The following is a 16,965-nucleotide window of genomic DNA, read 5'->3' as shown; positions in this document are numbered from 1 at the left end:
TCGCTCGCAACAAAGGTGGCAGGCATATTAACTGAACCTGCACATTAATTCTTTGTTTAAGTTACCGAATATTGAACATTAAATAAACAAAAGACTACATAGTAGGTTTTTTTAGCCTCTTATAATGGGCATACAGAATAAAAAATCACATGGAGATAAAACTATGTTCCGCTGGGCTATTATTTTCGCTGTAATTGCATTGATTGCGAGTCTGCTAGGTTTTGGTGGTGTGGCAGGCTTATCCAAAGACTTTGCTGTTATTCTTTTGGTTATTGCAGTTATCCTTGCAATTGTTGGTTTCCTCTCTCGAGGAAAAGTTTAGGCGACGGATTGTATGTCGTTTTAAACTACAAATTCCCCCCCTTAGACTCATGGATAAGAAACGTACGTTTTTATCATCTTGAGTGTCAATGAAAAAAATAAGAGCCTATGAGCTCTTATTTTTTTACATCCACGTAAACTTACTACGTTATATGGTTTTAGCTTTATGGTTTTAAATGACGTGGTCTAAAGCCTGTTGCAATTAAGGCGATACCATAAGCAGCAACACCAATCACACATAAGATGATCACTTCCGCGACACGCATCCACGCAGACACATCACCGTTGTACCATGTTAAGCCGTACCACAGTGCAGCAATCATCACAGCATTGGCAATCGCAAACTGAATCACCAATTTTTTCCAATGCGCCCCAAAACGGAAAATATTGCGCTTATGTAAATAGAAATACAGCATCCCTGCATTCACTAATGCGGAACCCGATGATGCCAATGCCAAAGCCATATGCTCAGCATGCCAATCAATCAGTTTAAAGAATCCAATAAACACCACATTAAGAATGGCATTGGCTGCGACCGCCATTAAACCTACACGTACTGGAGTTTTGGTATCTTGTTGCGCATAAAACCCTGGTGCAAACACTTTAATGAGCATGAATGAAATCACACCGGCACTCATACATTGCAATGCCAATGCGGTCATCTGTGTATCTTCAAAGCTAAATTGACCACGTTCAAATAAGGCCTGAATAATAGGTGTAGAGAGCATGAAAAGCGCAATACTGGCAGGCACACCCACCAAGATAATGACCTTAGCTGCCCAATCAATCATACGACGGAATTTGTCCTGATCTTGTTCAGCGTGGCGTGCAGACAATGACGGTAAAATCACGGTACCAATAGCTACCCCAATCAAACCTAAAGGTAGCTCGGTCATACGTTCAGCACTATATAGCCATGATACTGAACCATCTTGCATGAAAGACGCCCAAATGGTGTTCAACAGTAGGTTAATCTGCGTCACTGAGACACCAAACAGTGCTGGCAGCATCAACTTCATGATGCGATCAACACCTTCGTGTTTGAAGTCAACTTTCGGTGGAATCAGTAATTTTTTACGCCACAGCTCTGGAATCTGAATCGCCAATTGCAAGAATCCTGCCGCGACAACAGACCAACCCAAAGCCATAATTGGCTCAGCCATATAAGGGGTTAACCACAGCGCACCGGCAATCATCGCGACATTGAGTAACACTGGAGCGAACGCAGGTGTACTGAATGAGCCATAACTATTCAAAATACTGCTGGCAAATGCCGTTAAAGACATAAACAGTAAGTAAGGAATCGTTAGGCGGAACATATCGGTAGCTAACGCAAACTTGTCTGCATCACCATGGAAACCCGGTGCATAGATATAAATAATCGCGGGTGCCGCCACCATCGCGATGAACGTCAAACTAGTCATCACCAGACCTAAACAGCCAAAAACACGGCTAATCAGAATCTGGACTTCGGCATGGGTTCGACTGGTTTTATATTCAGTCAATACAGGAATAAAGGCTTGTGAAAATGCCCCTTCTGCGAATAAGCGCCTAAAAAAGTTAGGAATACGAAAGGCAACCACGAAGGTATCGAAGTCTTTACCTGCACCAAATACATTTAACAGGACAATATCCCGTACCAGTCCCAATACACGGGACAACATAGTCATTGCACTGACAATGACTGTCGAACGCCAAAGCGCCATCGGTATTTCTCACTTTTGAAAGTGCGCCTATTGTAATGAAACTCGTCAAGGAATTTCATTGGTTTATTAAACGCAGTATGTATTGTTTATTTGTTTTTAAAATGATGCAGCTGTTGACGAAAAGTGTTCCACTCAAAAAATGGACCTGGATCAGTTTTACGTCCCGGTGCAATATCTGAATGCCCTGCAATATGTTGTTGAATTTTAGGATAAGCCTGTTGTAAACACGCCACGACCTCGGTCAGCACGGCATATTGTGCAGCTTCAAAAGGTAAATCATCACTTCCTTCGAGTTCGATGCCTATCGAATAATCATTGCATTCTTTTTGTGCTAAATAGGTTGAGCGACCTGCATGCCAAGCTCGATCATTAAAATTGACAAACTGTAGAACTTCGCCTGTGCGCAGGATCAATAAATGTGTCGATACTTGCATCCCTTCAATAGTTTGAAAATAGGGATGTTTCGACCAATCCAACTGATTTTGGAAAAATTGTTCGATATAACCACCGCCGAACTGAGAAGGTGGCAAACTAATATTATGAATGACAACAAGCTGAATTTCGGTATCTGCGGGACGCTGATTAAAGTTCGGTGATGGAACTTGCCGTGCACCGATAAGTTGCCCATCCTGAACCCGAAATGTAGTTACCTGTGACATAAAGTGATCCTGAGTCTGAATTGCTCGTGAATTTTAGATCAGAGCCTAAAGGCATTCATGCTAAAACTTTCACTGATATTTCTCAATTCATGTTTGTGATTGCTGTTAAAAATCGCTCATTTTTCATGAACAATGCTAATATAGCGCGCACATTTTCTCGGGTTAAAAAGATACGGAATTTCTTATGAGCATATCGCAATCTTTGCTTGAACAATCTATCCAAATCAATATTCAACACGCACTACAAGAAGATATTGGCGAAGGCGATATCACTGCCCTTTTAACTCCAGAAGATGAACAAGCGACCGCAACAATTATTAGTCGTGAAGATATGGTGCTAGCAGGGCAACCGTGGGTCAATGCGCTCATTCAAACTTTTGATGCAAGTGTACAAGTCACATGGTTAAAAAATGATGGGGAACGTGTCTCAGCAGGTGAGGCTTTCTTAAAATTAGCAGGTTCTGCGCGTAGTTTACTCACGGTTGAGCGTCCAGCCTTAAATTTTATACAAACATTATCTGCAGTAGCGACTAAAACTGCTGCCTATGTCCAGCAGCTTGAAGGTTTGAATACTCGTTTACTCGATACCCGTAAAACCTTACCAGGCCTACGTATTGCACAAAAATATGCAGTTGCTGTCGGAGGTGGTCAAAACCATCGCTTAGGTTTATTTGATGCGTTTTTAATTAAAGAAAATCACATCATGGCAGCAGGTGGCATTAGCCAAGCTATTGCTAAAGCGCATACCATTGCTCCGGGTAAACCTGTGGAAGTTGAAGTCGAAACTTGGGATGAACTCAACCAAGCGTTAGAAGCAGGTGCGGATATTGTGATGTTGGATAACTTTAGTCAGCAACAAATGATTGATGCCGTCAAACATGTGAATGGTCGCTGCAAACTTGAAGCCTCAGGCAATATCACTATTGCAAATTTACGTGAAGTGGCAACAACTGGGGTCGATTATATCTCGATGGGTGTTTTAACCAAAGATGTGAAAGCAATTGACCTGTCTATGCGCTTTAATGCTTAAACGTTACCAAAATTCAATCCATTTAAAAAAGGGTGCTCATCAGCACCCTTTTTAATACGATTCCTTTTAATCATCATCTTTGTCTTTTGAATCCTCTTCTCAGTCTTCATCCTGATCCTGATCAGCTTTGGCATCACGATCATCATCATTTTGCTCATTATCATGATCACGATCTGATGAAAAAACAGAGCGCTCTTTATCCTCATCCTTTGAATTAGAACCATCACAAGCGCTTATCGCTAAAAATCCCAATAATGAAAACCCGATCAATAACGCTTTCATTATTTTCTCCTTGTTATTGTGTTCTTCACACTGTGCTGAAACTTTGCTGCCAACAATAGCGCTTTTTAGTTTTAATTCGTCAGTTGATATTACTTATCTAACTTAAAAATAAAAAAAGCACCCAAAGGTGCTTTTATCAACTTAAGCTTGAGTAAATCTTACCAACCCAAAGCTTCTTGTTGTTTCTTAATCAACTCTTGAATACCTTTTTCAGCCAATTCAAGCATTTCATTACACTGTGCACGCGTAAATGGTTTGTCTTCAGCTGTGCCTTGAAGTTCAATGAACTCACCTGCTTGTGTCATGACCACATTTAAGTCAGTTTGGCAGTTTGAATCTTCTTCATAGCAAAGATCAAGTAATGCTTCATCTTGATACATACCTACAGAAACAGCTGCAACTAAGCCTTTAAGCGGATCTTGTTTGATTTTTTTATTTTCAAGCAAGACATTCATTGCATCAACCAAGGCAACTGCTGCACCTGTAATTGATGCTGTACGTGTACCGCCATCTGCCTGAATCACATCACAGTCGATGCTGATGGTATTTTCACCCAATTTTTTCAAATCGACCATCGCGCGTAAGCTACGACCAATCAGACGTTGAATTTCTTGAGTACGACCGCTTTGTTTACCACGTGCCGCTTCACGGTCAGTACGTGTATGTGTTGAACGAGGTAACATGCCATATTCAGCAGTCACCCAACCCTGACCTTTTCCTTTAAGGAAACGCGGCACTGAGTTGTCGACACTTGCAGTACAAAGAACTTTTGTATGACCAAATTCAACCAATACAGAACCTTCCGCATAACGTGTGTAGTTACGGGTAATTTTTACTTCACGTAATTGATCTAATGCTCGTTGGTCGATACGCATAATGAGTCCTTAATCTGACAAAATTGATTGCGGTACATTATAACAGAAGGTACAGCCAGATTCGGGACGCATTCGTGTGCATTTACAAAATCCATTCAACCAAGTTTTGATAGGACCGTCGTACGTCATCAGGAAATTTGTTAGACTGAAGCCACGCAATATTCAGGACGAATTGCATGTCGATACGGGAAGAACGTAAGCAACAAAGTCGTAAAGCTATCCTTGATGCAGCGCTTGCATTGAGTACCACAGGCCGTTCTTTTAGCAGTCTGAGCTTACGCGAAATTTCCCGTCATGTTGGCTTGGTCCCCGCTGCATTTTATCGTCATTTTCAGGACATGGACGAACTCGGTTTGGAACTGGTCGACCAAATGGCCCTGCACCTTCGTAATGTACTCAATCAACTGAGTCAGCAATGCTTTCAAGCACCCGATGCACGTACACGACAGAGTCTGGATTATTTATTTCATGCCGTTGAGCAATTTCCTGAGGCATGGATGTTTCTCATTGCAGAGCGTTGGGGTGGTTCAGCTTCCTTAAGACAAGCCATTACACGTGAATTTAATTTTCTCAGTACTGATTTGGCCCATGCACTGGCTCAAGTTGAAGCGACTCAACACATTCAATCCGAACAAGACCTCAAAGTATTGGGACAAATTTTGTTTGAATTGGCCTTAAGTTGGGCAATGCAGTGGATTGACTTACATCGACATATTGACCTTCCACAACGTACGGATGCGCTACAACAATTTCGCCGCCAAGCTCAGACTCAAGTTCAGCTCTTATTTCGTGGCATCTTACATTGGGATCGATCTTTGGCTCAAATCGCTGATCCGCAAAATTTATCGACCTAAAACGCAAAATGTACCGTCATAAAAAAAGCCGCATCGAGTGCGGCTTTTTTATGACATCTGTTATTTCGCTTTGCGTTCTTTATCAACAAGGAATTTCACGATTTCAACGGTACGTGCATCTTCACCTTGTACGATGTATTTACCATTGACGGTAATCGCAGGCACGCCGCTCAATTGATATTGAGCCGCTAAGCTTTTCGCTTGAGCAATTTTTGAAGACACAGCAAATGATTTAAATGTGCTGTTAAATTTCGCTTCAGGAACACCATAACGGGTGTAGAACTTAGCAAATGCGCCTTGTTCTAAGATATTTTTTTGACCCACATGAATGTCATGGAACAATTGTAAATGTGCTTTTTGACGAACACCCAGTGCTTCCGATGCATAGTAAGCACGCGCGCCTTGTTCCCAAAGTGGATTCATTGCTGCAGGTGTACGGACAAAACGTACATCTTTAGGCAATTGCTTTAACCACGTTTGCATATGCGGTTCTAATGTAAAACAATGTGGGCAGCCATACCAAAAGAACTCACGGACTTCGATTTTACCCGGACGTTCGACTTTAATCGGTTTTGGAATAACTGTGTAATCAGTCCCCGCGACAAATTGCGCTGCCATCGCACTGCCAGAAAAAGCCAAAATAGCTGTTGTAATCGTGCCTAAAAGGAATTTTTTCATTGAACTTATCGTCCTCAAAATCATTATGATTAGTTTATGGCAACACTATAAATCAAATCTGTCGATTTCGTTTTCATTCTGTGAACTTTTTTAAGGCTTTTATCGCTTTTTTTTCAGGACGCGCTACACTAACTCCCATAAACTTTTTTCTAAAATATAAAGACTTGATTGAGGTGCAACCGATGTCGCAATTGAATGTTGATCCACAAGAAATTGCCAAATTTGAAGCTTTCGCAGCCATATGGTGGGATCAGCATTCTGAGTTCCGCCCTTTGCACATGATTAATCCCCTGCGTTTGAACTGGATTGATGAGCATTCAAATGGTATCACTGGCAAGAAAGTATTAGATGTGGGCTGTGGCGGCGGTATTTTAGCTGAAAGCATGGCACGTCGCGGTGCGCAAGTATTGGGTATCGACATGGGCGAAGCGCCGTTGAATGTTGCACGCTTACATGCCGAACAAGAAAATGTACAAAATATTGAATATCGCCAAGTACCTGTAGAGCAATTGGCAGAAGAGCAAGCAGGTCAATATGACGTCGTCACCTGTATGGAAATGCTCGAACACGTACCCGATCCAGCTTCGATCATTTTAGCCTGTCAAAAGCTGGTAAAACCGGGTGGTCATGTGTTCTTCTCGACCATTAACCGTAATCCTAAAGCCTATTTGTTTGCGATTATTGGTGCGGAATATGTTTTACGCATGTTGGCGAAAGGCACTCATGATTATTCCAAGTTTATTAAACCTTCAGAATTAGCTCATGATATTCGTCAAGCCGAGTTAAAACTCAAAGATATGACAGGTTTACATTATAACCCGATTACCAAACGCTATTGGCTCGCACCGAATGTGGATGTGAACTACATGGTTCATACGGTGAAAGAAGCCTAATGAAAGCTGTACTCTTTGATCTTGACGGTACACTGATTGATACCGCGGCTGATTTTATTCGTATTATTCAAGACATGTGCCGTGACAAAGGCATTGCGGTGGTCAGTGCTGACGACATTCGTGTACAGGTATCTGAAGGCGCGCGTGCCATGGTCAAACTGGTCTATCCAGAGTTAGACGTTGAAGATCCTGTCTTTCTGGCACATCGTCAACGCTTTTTAGATCTGTATGGTGCTGATATTGCAGTTGATACCGATCTGTTTGAAGGCATGTATCCACTACTCGCAGAGTTAGAACAACATCAAATTCCGTGGGGTATCGTCACCAATAAGCCGCGTTCACTCAGTGAAGCGTTGCTCAAAGCGTTGAATTTAACTGAACGCTGCTCGGTATTGGTTTGCCCAGACGATGTCAGTAAAACCAAGCCAGACCCAGAGCCGATGTATTTAGCAGCCAAGCACATTCATCTAGATGCTCAAGACTGTATCTATGTCGGTGATCATCCACGTGATATCGATGCCGGTCGTAATGCGCAGATGTACACAATTCTTGCGGCTTATGGCTATTTACCTTTACAGCACAAAGATGACTTAACAGCTTGGCATGCAGATTGTATAGTGAAGGCTGTTGCTGAATTGCATGAAGTCATTCATGATTTGGTCATCAAACCGAAAACGCTCAACACAGCGACTTTATAACGATAGAACACAACACAATAAAACGAGGAGGTACGGATGAAATATTCAGAATATCAACCTCGCCCCGATCTGCTCAAAGATCGCATTATCCTGATTACAGGTGCGGGCGATGGTATTGGGCGTGCGGCTGCCCTCAGCTATGCCTTACATGGCGCTACCGTGGTTTTACATGGACGCACACTGAATAAACTAGAAGTGATTTACGATGAAATTGAAGGATTGGGTGCCCCCCAACCGGCGATTTTACCGCTACAACTGTCTAGTGCCTCTCCTCGTGACTATGAGCTATTGGTCGACACCTTAGAAAAGCAATTTGGTCGCCTAGACGGCATTTTGCATAATGCAGGGATTTTGGGTGAGCGAACTGAACTAGAACATTATCCTGTGGATGTTTGGGATGATGTCATGGCGGTGAACCTTCGTGCGCCCTTTGTACTGACTCAAGAGCTGATGCCCCTACTGCAAAAATCTGAGCATGCCTCAGTGGTCTTTGCCAGTTCAGGTGTGGGGCGTGAAGCCCGTGAACGTTGGGGCGCGTACTCGGTTTCAAAAATTGCCATTGAAGCGGTCAGCACTTTATTCGCAAAAGAAAATGTACATCCGAATATTCGCTTCAACTGCATTAACCCAGGGGCAACACGTACTGCCATGCGTGCAAAGGCGTATCCAGACGAAGATCCAAAAACTTTGCCTACGCCTGAAAGCATTATGCCTGCATATTTATATTTAATGGGTGACGACAGCTTGCATTTAACCGGTGCCAGCATAGATGCCCAAGATGAATAGGGTGAAAACCCAATTTAAAAAGGAAGCGCGAGCTTCCTTTTTTATGTATTGAATGCCTACAAGACATCATTAACCGACTGATTTCGCGGTGTCCACGCGAAAGTCGACTTGAGTTTTTAGCAAATTTGCCGATACTTGGGGCATTCTTTAAAAACATTGGATTGATACATGTCTGACTTTAGCAATATTACAGTGACTCCAACTGAGGATGGCATGGTTAACCTACTGGTCGATGGTCAACCGATTTCAGCAAAATATGGCATGAAATTCGACCCGAGTATCGTGGACGATTTAAAGGGCTTAGATGTCGGTCAAAATGCAAAATTATTTGAACAATTTATTTTTTCGCATACTGACTTAAACTTTGAGCATGCCTATTTCTATGTCACTTGCATTCAAAAGCAAGAAGCAGGCTTTCAAGTGATCACTAACTTTGTTTATCGCATCATTGCGCAAGATCAAGCACCGTTTGAGCATGTGATTACCAAACAAGGTGCAGCAATGACACCTGAAGATATTAATGAATTTATTCAAGCTCATATTCAAAAATCATTAACGGATTATACCGACCTGAAATACGCATACTAATTACGTTCCAAGTGACACATTTAGAACTAAAAAGGGCCATTTGATGCCCTTTTTTTAAACCCTTAGATTAGCATTTGAAATTCAACAAGCTTTGATCAATAGACAGCTTCATTACCCAACTTGCCATTGATCGTATTTTTAAATTATTTTTATAATAATATTCGGTTTTTCAAATTAAGTATAAAAGCATAGACTGCTGGCCATGACATAGACCGACGGCAAGGAGACCCAAATGGCTGATCAAAAACGCAAAATTGAAACCATTCGTTCAATTAAAACCTTACAACTGACTGAAAATTTGATCTCTGCAATGGACGATGCCGAGCAAGCTGAATATGTGGCTCAAGCAATTTATTCACTCCAATGCCTAAACGAGCAGTGGTACTAAAACCCGAAGTTACTCAACATTTTCAGTCTTTCATCTCTCCCCTCATTTGCCTGTCAAGACTTGATGGGCTGTTTTGATCGTGCTTACAATAGACCTCAAATTTAATCAAAGCTGAATTGCAAGGATAAAAAGAACGCATTATCGGACCTTCGTTTTCAAAATAGAAAGATTGTTCTCGGCGCCAAATTTATCGCATAATATCCGCAATCTCTTCGTTTTATTTAAAGAAATATTCATCTTTCTTCACAGTTTCTCTGCATTTAATGCGTACAGTAGTGATATTGAAGATAAATTACTCATGAGGGTTGAACATGAAAAAGATTTTGCCAATTTTGGCTATTTCTTTCAGTGCTTTAATAGCAAGCAGCATCACGTCTGCAGCGCCTCACTTCAAGAACGATGAACGTGGCTTTGATGGCCCACGCGGCAATGCATATGGTCAAATGAAAAAAGATCGTGATTTCCGTGGTTATCAGGACGATGACGATCTTGAAGATCGACGCCGTATGCGTGAACAACGTGGAGTCAAACGTTTGCAACAACATAAATGGCAAACGGGCTATGTGATGCCACAGCATTATCGTGGTAATGGTTATAAAGTCGATTATAAAGACCACAACTTACCTAAACCATCGCGTAATCAGCAATGGTATAAAATCAATAATGACTACATATTGGTCAACTCAGATAGTAACAGTATTCTGAAAATTTTAGGTATGTAAGCCGTTTTGAATTTAATTTCGCCATATTTTTAAAGCCCAGATCAACTCTGGGCTTTTTTATGAGGTTTTTTTAATGTTTAACCGCAAAAGCTGATGCTGCCTAACGTTCAAATCATTTACACACCTTCAAATTTCCTCCATACATTTCACAATTCAACTATATTGCCCCCACGCTTTCTCTGAACTTTCTCGCTAATTTTGAATCATCGAAAAACAGATTAGAAATGTATAGAGGTGTCCCATGAACAAAATCGTATCGAGTTTAGTTCTTTCCGTATCGGCTTTGATGGCAACAACAGCAGCCATTGCTGCGCCAGACCATCGTCAAGATGACCGCCGTTACCATCCGTCATACCAACATCAAGACAACCGTTGGGACAAAGATCACCGTCCGAGCAATTGGAATAACAACAACCGTTATGACAATAATCGCTACGACCGTAATGACTTTCGTCGTGTAAATCCAAGCCGCGATTGGCGTGTTGGTCAAAGCTTTCCTCGTTATTTCGATTCAAGCCGCTACAAAGTGAGTGATCGTGAAGCGCGCCGCTTACCGAACACCGGTCGTTATCAACAATGGTACAAAATCAATGGTGACTACGTGCTAGTCAATGATCGTACCAATCGCATCATTCGCATTAAGAATGGCTAATCATTCGACGATCTCTTAAATCCCTTTCCCAACACCTGAACACTGTTCAGGTGTTTTTTTATATTTGCTTTCCGCTGTCATATGTTTTTGTTTAGAATCATCCATAACAGAGCGAATAAACAGGCATAGGCATGCAAACGAATATCACTGAACCATCTTCCAGCACAACCTTACAGTATGTGCATTGGTTCCGTCATTCTGCACCCTATATTAATGCGCATCGCAACAAAACCTTTGTCATCATGTTTGATGGTGAAGCGCTGCAACATGAAAATTTTCAACACATTATTCACGATATTGCCTTATTACACTCGCTTGGTATTCGTCTAATTTTAGTACATGGTGCCCGTCCGCAAATCAATCATAATTTACAAAGCAGCGGCATCAAGACACCATTTCATCATCACCGTCGCATCACCACGCGCGAATCCTTACCTGCGGTGATGAATGCCGTCGGCTCCATTCGTCTGCAAATTGAAGCACTCCTATCTATGGGTTTAGCCAACTCACCGATGTACGGCGCGCGCATTGATGTGGTCTCAGGTAATTTAGTCACGGCAAAACCGTATGGCATTCGTGACGGTATCGATTTTCAACTGTCTGGTGAAGTTCGTTCCGTCGATATCGATGCAATTCAACGTCATTTAGAGAGCCAAAATATTGTGGTGCTTGGGCCGACAGGTTATTCCACTACAGGAGAAGTGTTTAATTTATTGGCTGAAGAAGTTGCGACCAAAACCGCGATCAGTTTAAAAGCGGATAAGTTGATTTTCTTGGGCAAACAACACGGTTTGCACAATGAACATGGGCAGCTACAACGCGAAATTACACCTCATCAACTTGATCAGCATATTTTGCAATATCAAGATTCTAATCCCGATATTGCCCTGCATTTAAGCGTTGCCAAAGATGCCTCCCTACAAGGCGTGCACCGTGTTCATCTTATTTCCTATGCTTATGATGGCGCATTGATCGAAGAATTGTTCACGCGTGACGGTTCTGGCACCATGATCACTGATGCGCATTATGAAGAAGTGCGTACTGCCGATATTCAAGATGTGGGTGGCTTAATCAATCTGTTACGCCCTCTCGAACAAGAAGGTATCTTGGTTTATCGCTCACGCGAGCGTTTGGAAAATGAAATTGGACAATTTGCAGTGATTGAACGTGACGGTACGATTTTGGCCTGTGCTGCGTTGTACCCGATTCCTATCACAGGGGATGAAAAACGCTCTGCTGAAATCGCATGTGTGGCTGTGCATCCGGGGTATCGAAAATCGAATCGCGGTAGCCAAATTTTGCATTATTTAGAAGAAAAAGCGCGAGATTTAGGTATTGAACAATTGTTTATTTTGACCACACGAACAGCGCATTGGTTCCTTGAACAAGGTTTTGAACAAGTCAGTGTCGATGACTTACCGAATGCCCGTCAGGCCTTATACAACTACCAACGAAACTCATTGGTTTGTAAAAAGTCACTTTAAAGTGGCTTTTTTTATGTGCTGAATAGCATTATTTTGCATAAGGTTATGCCGAATCCATTGGCTACACCCTCAAATCACTTTGCAAGCCACAGAATAACCATATCTGCCATTCAAATAACCCAAATAAATAAAATAATTTCAACAACTTAAAACAATACATTGAAACATTATATGTTTTTATAAAATCATATTTTTTCATAACTTTTGCTGATTTTTATTTATCTTTTTTCCTGATTTTAAATTTAAGTTTTCTTATTTTTTTCGAAAAAGAAAACTCTTTAGCTTATGTGTTCATAAATCAACAGTTCTCAACTTTAGGCCTTTATAGGAGCAACACATGCGTACGCACAAAGCAAAACTTTGGACAAAAACACTTGTACTGTCTACAGCGGTTGTGGGTGCCATGATGATGTCGGGCTGTGGCAAAAAAGAGGCTGAAGAAAATGTCACCTTAAATATCGGCTTCCAAAAATATGGCTTATTGCCAATTTTAAAAGAACGCGGAACTTTAGAAACAGCCTTAAAAAGCCAAGGTGTAAATATCAAATGGGTGGAATTTCCTGCGGGTCCACAGCTGCTTGAAGGCCTCAATGTGGGCAGCGTGTCATTTGGTGAAGTCGGTGAAGCACCGCCTATCTTTGCTCAAGCCGCTCAAACCGATTTGGTTTACATTGCCAACCAACCTGCTGTTCCAAAAGCTGAAGCGTTAATTGTGCAAAAAGATTCGGCTATTCACAGTATTCAGGACTTAAAAGGTAAACGTGTGGCCTTAAACAAAGGCTCAAACGTGCATTACCTGTTGCTCAAGTTGTTGGAAGCCAATCAGCTTAAATTTAGCGACCTCAATGTCGTGTATTTACCGCCTGCCGATGCACGAGCTGCTTTTGAAAAAGGTGCCGTTGATGCATGGGTAATTTGGGACCCGTTCCTTTCTGCCGCTGAGCATCAACTTAATGCTCGCACCATTGCCAATGGCGAAAACTTGGTGAAGAACTACCAGTTCTATTTGGCCGATCGTAAATTTGCTCAGGAAAATCCAAAAGTCCTGCAAGCTATGGTGAATGAGTTGAATTTGACAACGCAATGGGTCTCAAAAAATCAAGATGAAGCGGCCAAGTTACTCGAAGGCAAAACCGGCTTAGGTCTAGATGTACTTAAAACATCTATTTCACGCTTAGGCAATCAAGTGACGCCGATTACTACACAAGTGGCGCAAGAGCAGCAGCAAGTCGCTGATGCGTTTTATAACGAAAAATTAATTCCCAATAAATTAAATATTGAGTCGGCCATTATCAAATAAGCCGACCACAGCATAAGGGCGATGCCATGCGTATTCTAAGAACATTTTCCATACTGACTTTAGCCACTTTTGGCCTTGGACTCAGTGCCTGCCAAAAACAAGAAACAGCACAGCAGGATCGTGAAAAACCAGCTGAAACAGCCGTAAAAACCTTGGTTATCGGTTTCCAAAAATCAGCCTTAAATTTGCTGGTTGCCCGTGAACAAAAGCTCTTTGAACAACAATTTCCCGGCGCTCACATTGAGTGGAAGGAGTTCCCTGCTGGCCCACAAATGTTAGAAGCCCTTGCGGTCGGTGCGGTGGATTATGGCTATGTCGGCAACACCCCGCCTATTTTTGCCCAAGCTGCCAATAAAGACCTGAATTATATTGGCTATGAAGTGGTGCCTGAACAGTCGCTTGCTGTCGTGATTCCAGCGGACAGCTCAATCAAAACCATTCAAGAATTACGTGGTAAACGCGTTGCTGTACAAAAAGGCTCGAGTGCGCATGAGTTATTAGCCAAGACTTTAGAAAAAGCCGGTTTGACGTGGAGCGACATCCAACCAATTTGGATTCCACCAGCAGATGCACGAGCCGCATTTGATAAAAAATCAATTGATGCATGGGCCATTTGGGACCCGTTTTTATCTGCAGCGGAGTTGGATGCTCAAGCTAAAGTGCTGATTCAATCTGGTGATTTTCCAAAGACCTATTCATTTTATGTGGCAAATCCAAAAGTCGTTCAAGCACACCCTGATGCCCCAGCTAAATTTTTAAAGGCCCTAGACGCTTCCGATCAGTGGATTGTGAAGAACCAAAATGTGGCTTTAGAGATTTATCAAAACAGCACTGGGCTGCAAAAGAATATTGCTGCGCAAGCCTTTTCACGCCGATCCAAACCATCTCCTGTGCGCTCGCTGACACCCGAGGTCATACAAGCACAGCAAAATATTGCGGACTTATTTAAACAAGTCCAACTGATTCCAAACAACATTCAAGTCCAAAAGCAAGTTTGGATACCTTCATCACATTGATACCCGAGCCATCAAAAATACAAGGAACTGAACATGAAAATTTTCTGGTTTATCCCTACCCACGGTGACAGTCGCTACTTAGGAACAAGTAAAGGTGCACGCCAAGTCGATCATGCCTACATGAAGCAAATTGCAGTAGCGGTGGATAATCTTGGCTATGAAGGCGTTCTGATTCCGACAGGTCGTTCATGTGAAGATCCATGGCTTACAGCTGCAAGCTTGATTGATGCCACTAAAAATCTAAAATTTCTAGTCGCTCTACGTCCGGGGGTGACAACGCCTGCACTGACTGCACGTATGGCAGCAACATTTGACCGTTTATCTGGCGGTCGTATCTTACTAAACTTAGTCACAGGCGGTGATGAGCAAGAACTCAAGGGTGATGGTGTCTATGAAGATCATGCGACGCGTTACCAAACTGCCGCGGAATACACCACGATTTGGCGTGAAATTTTAACCCGTTCACATACTGGTGAAAGCTATACCTTCCATGGCGAACGCCTGAGTGTGGACGACGCAAAATTACTTTATCCACCGGTACAAAAACCGTATCCACCACTATGGTTTGGCGGTTCTTCAGAGGCAGCTGTTGATCTGGCAACGGATCAAGTTGACACCTATTTGACTTGGGGTGAGCCACCTGCTGCGGTAAAAGAAAAAATTGCAGTGGTGCGTGAAAAAGCCAAAGCCAAAGGACGTGAACTGAATTATGGCATTCGTTTACATGTCATTGTGCGCGAAACCAATGAAGAGGCATGGAAAGCAGCTGAAGAGCTGATCCAATATGTCGACGATGACACCATTGCAGCTGCGCAAGCCAAGTTCAAAACCATGGACTCTGTTGGTCAACGCCGTATGGCTGAACTGCACAACGGCGACCGTAGCAAATTAGAAGTATCGCCAAACTTATGGGCGGGTGTTGGCCTGGTTCGTGGTGGTGCAGGTACGGCACTCGTTGGTGATCCTGAAACGGTAGCCGCACGTATCCAAGAATATGCCGATCTAGGAATTAGCACCTTCATTTTCTCTGGTTACCCACACCTTGAAGAGTCTATCCGTTTTGCAGAATTGGTGTTCCCACTACTGCCATTGGAAACACGTCAGAAATTGGTTCAACCTAACTTAACCGGCCCATTTGGTGAGATTGTCGCGAACAATTATACACCAGATGAAAATAAAAAAGCTGAAAAGATTCAGGAGCCGGCCTAATGTCCAAAACTGTTTCTGTTGAAACCTTCAAAGCACCGAAGGTTTCACGTGGAACACAACTCGGGCAGCGTTTGCTGCCTTGGTTGTTTCCTATTGCATTAATTATTGTGTGGCAAATTGCCTCTGTTACAGGGCTGTTAGAAAGTCGTATTTTGCCTGCGCCAAGTGCGGTGGTGGTGGCCTTTTGGAACTTACTGATCAGTGGTGAACTGTGGAAGCATGTTCAAATCAGTGCGGGTCGTGCTTTGGTTGGACTTCTAGTCGGTGGTGGTTTAGGTCTTTTTTTAGGGCTGCTAAATGGTTCATCCAAAACAGCATCGACGTTACTCGACACCACACTGCAAATGATCCGCAACATTCCTGCTCTTGCCCTGATTCCCTTGGTGATTTTATGGTTTGGGATCGATGAATCGGCCAAGCTTTTTTTAGTCGCTATCGGCGTATTCTTTCCCATTTATATCAACACCTATCATGGTATTCGCTCTGTAGATCCTCAACTGATTGAAATGGGCAAAAGCTACGGTTTGAGTGGCTGGCAACTGTATAAAGAAATTATTCTGCCAGGGGCGATGCCATCTATTTTAGTTGGTCTGCGTTTTTCACTCGGTCTCGTTTGGGTTTTGTTGATTGTGGCAGAAACCATTTCAGCACAAGCCGGCATCGGTTATATGACCATGAACGCACGTGAATTTCTGCAAACCGACATCGTCTTGGTCGGGATTTTATTGTATGCCCTACTCGGTAAATTGGCCGATGTACTGGCTGTTGCCTTAGAAAAATATTTACTCCGTTGGCACTCGGGTTACCAAAAATAAGGAGCATGT

Annotated in this window: 20 protein-coding genes; 15 read left to right on the top strand and 5 right to left on the bottom strand. The window is 42.6% G+C overall.

From position 1 onward, the window contains the following. Nucleotides 1-163: 163 nt before the first annotated feature. Nucleotides 164-322, top strand: a complete 159-nt coding sequence (locus FTU22_RS01700) for a DUF1328 domain-containing protein (RefSeq protein WP_005006601.1) — start codon at nt 164-166, stop codon at nt 320-322. Nucleotides 323-485: 163 nt separating this feature from the next. Here the strand turns inward: FTU22_RS01700 and murJ are convergent, their stop codons facing one another. Both murJ and ampD read right to left on the bottom strand, forming a co-directional pair. Next, nucleotides 486-2,027: a murein biosynthesis integral membrane protein MurJ gene (murJ, locus tag FTU22_RS01695; RefSeq protein ID WP_180092649.1), complete on the bottom strand. Its 1,542-nt coding sequence runs from the start codon at nt 2,025-2,027 to the stop codon at nt 486-488. An 86-nt stretch (nt 2,028-2,113) separates the two neighbouring features. Further along, nucleotides 2,114-2,686, bottom strand: a complete 573-nt coding sequence (ampD, locus tag FTU22_RS01690) for a 1,6-anhydro-N-acetylmuramyl-L-alanine amidase AmpD (protein WP_180092646.1) — start codon at nt 2,684-2,686, stop codon at nt 2,114-2,116. Between the two features lie 184 nt (nt 2,687-2,870). Here ampD and nadC point away from each other — a divergent pair, with 184 nt between their 5' ends. After that, nucleotides 2,871-3,716, top strand: a complete 846-nt coding sequence (nadC, locus tag FTU22_RS01685) for a carboxylating nicotinate-nucleotide diphosphorylase (RefSeq protein ID WP_180092643.1) — start codon at nt 2,871-2,873, stop codon at nt 3,714-3,716. Between the two features lie 99 nt (nt 3,717-3,815). Here nadC and FTU22_RS01680 read toward each other — a convergent pair whose 3' ends face one another. Beyond that, the gene (locus FTU22_RS01680) at nt 3,816-3,998 is read right to left on the bottom strand and encodes a hypothetical protein (protein WP_180092640.1); all 183 of its coding nucleotides are present in this window, start codon (nt 3,996-3,998) and stop codon (nt 3,816-3,818) included. Between the two features lie 158 nt (nt 3,999-4,156). Continuing rightward, nucleotides 4,157-4,873, bottom strand: coding sequence for a ribonuclease PH (gene rph / locus FTU22_RS01675; protein WP_078193269.1), 717 nt, complete (start codon nt 4,871-4,873; stop codon nt 4,157-4,159). Nucleotides 4,874-5,049: 176 nt separating this feature from the next. Here rph and FTU22_RS01670 point away from each other — a divergent pair, with 176 nt between their 5' ends. Beyond that, nucleotides 5,050-5,727, top strand: coding sequence for a TetR family transcriptional regulator (locus tag FTU22_RS01670; RefSeq protein WP_180022311.1), 678 nt, complete (start codon nt 5,050-5,052; stop codon nt 5,725-5,727). A gap of 60 nt (nt 5,728-5,787) precedes the next feature. Here FTU22_RS01670 and FTU22_RS01665 read toward each other — a convergent pair whose 3' ends face one another. Further along, entirely contained in the window at nt 5,788-6,405 is a 618-nt protein-coding gene (locus FTU22_RS01665) for a thiol:disulfide interchange protein DsbA/DsbL (protein WP_111885097.1), read from the bottom strand. A 182-nt stretch (nt 6,406-6,587) separates the two neighbouring features. On the opposite strand from FTU22_RS01665, the gene ubiG reads away from it, so the two are divergent. From ubiG to ssuC, 12 genes are all read left to right on the top strand, one after another. After that, nucleotides 6,588-7,298, top strand: coding sequence for a bifunctional 2-polyprenyl-6-hydroxyphenol methylase/3-demethylubiquinol 3-O-methyltransferase UbiG (gene ubiG, locus FTU22_RS01660; RefSeq protein ID WP_078190637.1), 711 nt, complete (start codon nt 6,588-6,590; stop codon nt 7,296-7,298). After that, nucleotides 7,298-7,996, top strand: a complete 699-nt coding sequence (locus tag FTU22_RS01655; RefSeq protein ID WP_180092637.1) for an HAD family hydrolase — start codon at nt 7,298-7,300, stop codon at nt 7,994-7,996. Before ubiG ends, FTU22_RS01655 begins: the two co-directional genes overlap by 1 nt. A 36-nt stretch (nt 7,997-8,032) precedes the next feature. Continuing rightward, nucleotides 8,033-8,782 carry a YciK family oxidoreductase gene (locus tag FTU22_RS01650; protein ID WP_180022987.1) on the top strand — a complete coding sequence of 250 codons (750 nt, stop codon included), beginning with the start codon at nt 8,033-8,035 and terminating at the stop codon, nt 8,780-8,782. A 168-nt stretch (nt 8,783-8,950) separates the two neighbouring features. Next, nucleotides 8,951-9,370 carry a hypothetical protein gene (locus FTU22_RS01645; protein ID WP_111885093.1) on the top strand — a complete coding sequence of 140 codons (420 nt, stop codon included), beginning with the start codon at nt 8,951-8,953 and terminating at the stop codon, nt 9,368-9,370. Nucleotides 9,371-9,602: 232 nt separating this feature from the next. After that, on the top strand, nt 9,603-9,758 hold the full coding sequence (locus FTU22_RS01640) for a hypothetical protein (RefSeq protein WP_180073336.1): 156 nt from the start codon (nt 9,603-9,605) through the stop codon (nt 9,756-9,758). Nucleotides 9,759-10,069: 311 nt separating this feature from the next. After that, nucleotides 10,070-10,480, top strand: coding sequence for an RcnB family protein (locus FTU22_RS01635; protein ID WP_078193274.1), 411 nt, complete (start codon nt 10,070-10,072; stop codon nt 10,478-10,480). Nucleotides 10,481-10,721: 241 nt separating this feature from the next. After that, nucleotides 10,722-11,132, top strand: a complete 411-nt coding sequence (locus tag FTU22_RS01630; RefSeq protein ID WP_180092634.1) for an RcnB family protein — start codon at nt 10,722-10,724, stop codon at nt 11,130-11,132. A gap of 131 nt (nt 11,133-11,263) precedes the next feature. Next, on the top strand, nt 11,264-12,616 hold the full coding sequence (argA, locus tag FTU22_RS01625; RefSeq protein WP_180092631.1) for an amino-acid N-acetyltransferase: 1,353 nt from the start codon (nt 11,264-11,266) through the stop codon (nt 12,614-12,616). A gap of 337 nt (nt 12,617-12,953) precedes the next feature. Beyond that, the gene (locus FTU22_RS01620) at nt 12,954-13,916 is read left to right on the top strand and encodes a sulfonate ABC transporter substrate-binding protein (RefSeq protein ID WP_180092629.1); all 963 of its coding nucleotides are present in this window, start codon (nt 12,954-12,956) and stop codon (nt 13,914-13,916) included. A 26-nt stretch (nt 13,917-13,942) separates the two neighbouring features. Beyond that, entirely contained in the window at nt 13,943-14,932 is a 990-nt protein-coding gene (locus FTU22_RS01615) for an aliphatic sulfonate ABC transporter substrate-binding protein (RefSeq protein ID WP_180092626.1), read from the top strand. Between the two features lie 33 nt (nt 14,933-14,965). Next, nucleotides 14,966-16,141 carry an FMNH2-dependent alkanesulfonate monooxygenase gene (gene ssuD, locus FTU22_RS01610; RefSeq protein WP_180051181.1) on the top strand — a complete coding sequence of 392 codons (1,176 nt, stop codon included), beginning with the start codon at nt 14,966-14,968 and terminating at the stop codon, nt 16,139-16,141. Beyond that, nucleotides 16,141-16,956 carry an aliphatic sulfonate ABC transporter permease SsuC gene (gene ssuC, locus FTU22_RS01605; RefSeq protein ID WP_078190647.1) on the top strand — a complete coding sequence of 272 codons (816 nt, stop codon included), beginning with the start codon at nt 16,141-16,143 and terminating at the stop codon, nt 16,954-16,956. The genes ssuD and ssuC overlap by 1 nt, the downstream gene beginning before the upstream one ends. Nucleotides 16,957-16,965: the final 9 nt, after the last annotated feature.

This window comes from Acinetobacter sp. YH12076 (genome assembly GCF_013419525.1).
GTDB lineage: Bacteria > Pseudomonadota > Gammaproteobacteria > Pseudomonadales > Moraxellaceae > Acinetobacter > Acinetobacter amyesii.
The sequence above is the reverse complement of the archived record's forward strand: the minus strand, read 5'-3'. Positions and strand labels throughout refer to the sequence as shown.

Coding starts and splice junctions, on each gene's coding strand:
- FTU22_RS01700 (WP_005006601.1), top strand. CDS start 164: ATGTTCCGCTGGGCTATTATTTTCGCTGTAATTGCATTGATTGCGAGT.
- murJ (WP_180092649.1), bottom strand. CDS start 2,027: ATGGCGCTTTGGCGTTCGACAGTCATTGTCAGTGCAATGACTATGTTG.
- ampD (WP_180092646.1), bottom strand. CDS start 2,686: ATGTCACAGGTAACTACATTTCGGGTTCAGGATGGGCAACTTATCGGT.
- nadC (WP_180092643.1), top strand. CDS start 2,871: ATGAGCATATCGCAATCTTTGCTTGAACAATCTATCCAAATCAATATT.
- FTU22_RS01680 (WP_180092640.1), bottom strand. CDS start 3,998: ATGAAAGCGTTATTGATCGGGTTTTCATTATTGGGATTTTTAGCGATA.
- rph (WP_078193269.1), bottom strand. CDS start 4,873: ATGCGTATCGACCAACGAGCATTAGATCAATTACGTGAAGTAAAAATT.
- FTU22_RS01670 (WP_180022311.1), top strand. CDS start 5,050: ATGTCGATACGGGAAGAACGTAAGCAACAAAGTCGTAAAGCTATCCTT.
- FTU22_RS01665 (WP_111885097.1), bottom strand. CDS start 6,405: ATGAAAAAATTCCTTTTAGGCACGATTACAACAGCTATTTTGGCTTTT.
- ubiG (WP_078190637.1), top strand. CDS start 6,588: ATGTCGCAATTGAATGTTGATCCACAAGAAATTGCCAAATTTGAAGCT.
- FTU22_RS01655 (WP_180092637.1), top strand. CDS start 7,298: ATGAAAGCTGTACTCTTTGATCTTGACGGTACACTGATTGATACCGCG.
- FTU22_RS01650 (WP_180022987.1), top strand. CDS start 8,033: ATGAAATATTCAGAATATCAACCTCGCCCCGATCTGCTCAAAGATCGC.
- FTU22_RS01645 (WP_111885093.1), top strand. CDS start 8,951: ATGTCTGACTTTAGCAATATTACAGTGACTCCAACTGAGGATGGCATG.
- FTU22_RS01640 (WP_180073336.1), top strand. CDS start 9,603: ATGGCTGATCAAAAACGCAAAATTGAAACCATTCGTTCAATTAAAACC.
- FTU22_RS01635 (WP_078193274.1), top strand. CDS start 10,070: ATGAAAAAGATTTTGCCAATTTTGGCTATTTCTTTCAGTGCTTTAATA.
- FTU22_RS01630 (WP_180092634.1), top strand. CDS start 10,722: ATGAACAAAATCGTATCGAGTTTAGTTCTTTCCGTATCGGCTTTGATG.
- argA (WP_180092631.1), top strand. CDS start 11,264: ATGCAAACGAATATCACTGAACCATCTTCCAGCACAACCTTACAGTAT.
- FTU22_RS01620 (WP_180092629.1), top strand. CDS start 12,954: ATGCGTACGCACAAAGCAAAACTTTGGACAAAAACACTTGTACTGTCT.
- FTU22_RS01615 (WP_180092626.1), top strand. CDS start 13,943: ATGCGTATTCTAAGAACATTTTCCATACTGACTTTAGCCACTTTTGGC.
- ssuD (WP_180051181.1), top strand. CDS start 14,966: ATGAAAATTTTCTGGTTTATCCCTACCCACGGTGACAGTCGCTACTTA.
- ssuC (WP_078190647.1), top strand. CDS start 16,141: ATGTCCAAAACTGTTTCTGTTGAAACCTTCAAAGCACCGAAGGTTTCA.